This is a genomic window from Aliterella sp. E5.1, from assembly GCF_057473825.1.
Map to the genome: position 1 here is coordinate 1 of NZ_JBYCCV010000413.1, position 1,402 is coordinate 1,402.

Sequence of the window (1,402 nt, forward strand, 5' to 3'; positions counted from 1 at the left end):
ATCACTCCATTGCAGTTTGGCTTTAAGCGACTCATCAGTAAGATGAATTGCTTTGTGTGTCCCATCGTGCATCAGCTCAACTTTCAATTTAGATTTTCTTCTGCCTAAAGTGATAAAAGAGGGATAAGATGTATGTCCGATATCATCAAAACCCAACGCAGCCTTGCTCGGAAGGCAACGCATCACCGAACTCATCAGTTCGAGGATCTGTATCGCCTCCTGTGCCGAGAGGAGTGGATTCGCACTGCCTTAAATCACGTGCTTTCCAATCAGGGAGCGCGGACGGCGGGAATCGACGGCGTGACGAAGAAAGCACTCGTGTCAGCAACGGCGCGAGAGGCTTTTGTACTAGAACTACAAGCAGAATTGCGCCAAAAGCGCTTTCGTCCAGTTCCGGTGCGGCGCGTCTATATTCCAAAGTCAAAGGATAAGCGGCGACCACTTGGCATCCCAACCTTGAAAGACCAAGTAGTACAAATGTTGTTGAAGATGGTGCTAGAACCCATTTGGGAAAGCGATTTCCTCAACTGCTCTAACGGTTTTCGCCCTGGACGCAGAACGATAGATTGCATCGCCCGGCTGGATAGCTACATTAACAATCGCAACAAGTATTACTGGGTTGTTGAGGGAGATATCAAAGGTGCTTTTGACAGTATTCATCATAAAATATTGCTCAAACTTTTGGCACAGCGCATTGCAGACAGGCGGATTCTCAACTTGGTTGACCGCTTCTTAAAAGCGGGAGTAATGGAGGGCAGCCTCTTCAAATCTACTGAAGTTGGCACGCCGCAGGGCGGTATTTGCTCGCCATTATTGGCAAACATCTACTTGCACCAAATCGACCTGTTTTGGTGGCATAAATATGGGAACCTCAACCGCAAGGAAAAGGAACGCCGGAGGATTCGGCAACAGGGAAATTGTGCTTTGATTCGCTACGCGGACGATTGGTTGTTACTGACCAACGGCAGCAAAGCCGAAGCATACCTCCTACGCGACGAAATCCAGACCTTCTTAACTGAAGAACTCAAACTGGAACTGTCAGCCCTTGAAGACGCACGTTACACACGTAAACGACGGTTTCAATTTCTTGGGTTTTCATGTCCGACGCTATACTTGCCAGAATGACCGACCCAAACTGTTAGTCACTCCAAGTCAAAAAGCGGTCACGCGATTGAAAGCCAAAATCAAAGAAATGACTGACCGGAAGCGGTTTCGGGATAAACCCCTGCTCAAGTTCAGCGCTCTCAACGCCGTATTACGGGGATGGGTCACTTACTTTCGTCACTGCAACGCCAAAGAAACAGCTAAAGACCTAGATCTCTGGGTCAATGAACGGCTGTTTCGCTGGCTGCAAAAGCGACAACGAATACGCCGCCGCTCAAGATCGTCTCCCTATATAAGC

The 1,402-nt window shown here is 48.5% G+C and carries 2 protein-coding genes; both read left to right on the forward strand.

The window, feature by feature from the left end; all coding sequences use genetic code 11:
• Nucleotides 1-132 precede the first annotated feature (132 nt).
• Nucleotides 133-1,125, forward strand: a complete 993-nt coding sequence (locus tag AC2VE5_RS27770) for a reverse transcriptase domain-containing protein (protein WP_486890737.1) — start codon at nt 133-135, stop codon at nt 1,123-1,125.
• A 67-nt stretch (nt 1,126-1,192) separates the two neighbouring features.
• Nucleotides 1,193-1,402, forward strand: a 210-nt coding sequence (locus AC2VE5_RS27775) for a group II intron maturase-specific domain-containing protein (RefSeq protein ID WP_486890738.1), incomplete at its 3' end; no start/stop codon positions are given.

Bases quoted from the DNA above. Each gene is read 5' to 3' on its own strand.
- AC2VE5_RS27770 (WP_486890737.1), top strand. From the start codon at position 133: ATGTCCGATATCATCAAAACCCAACGCAGCCTTGCTCGGAAGGCAACG.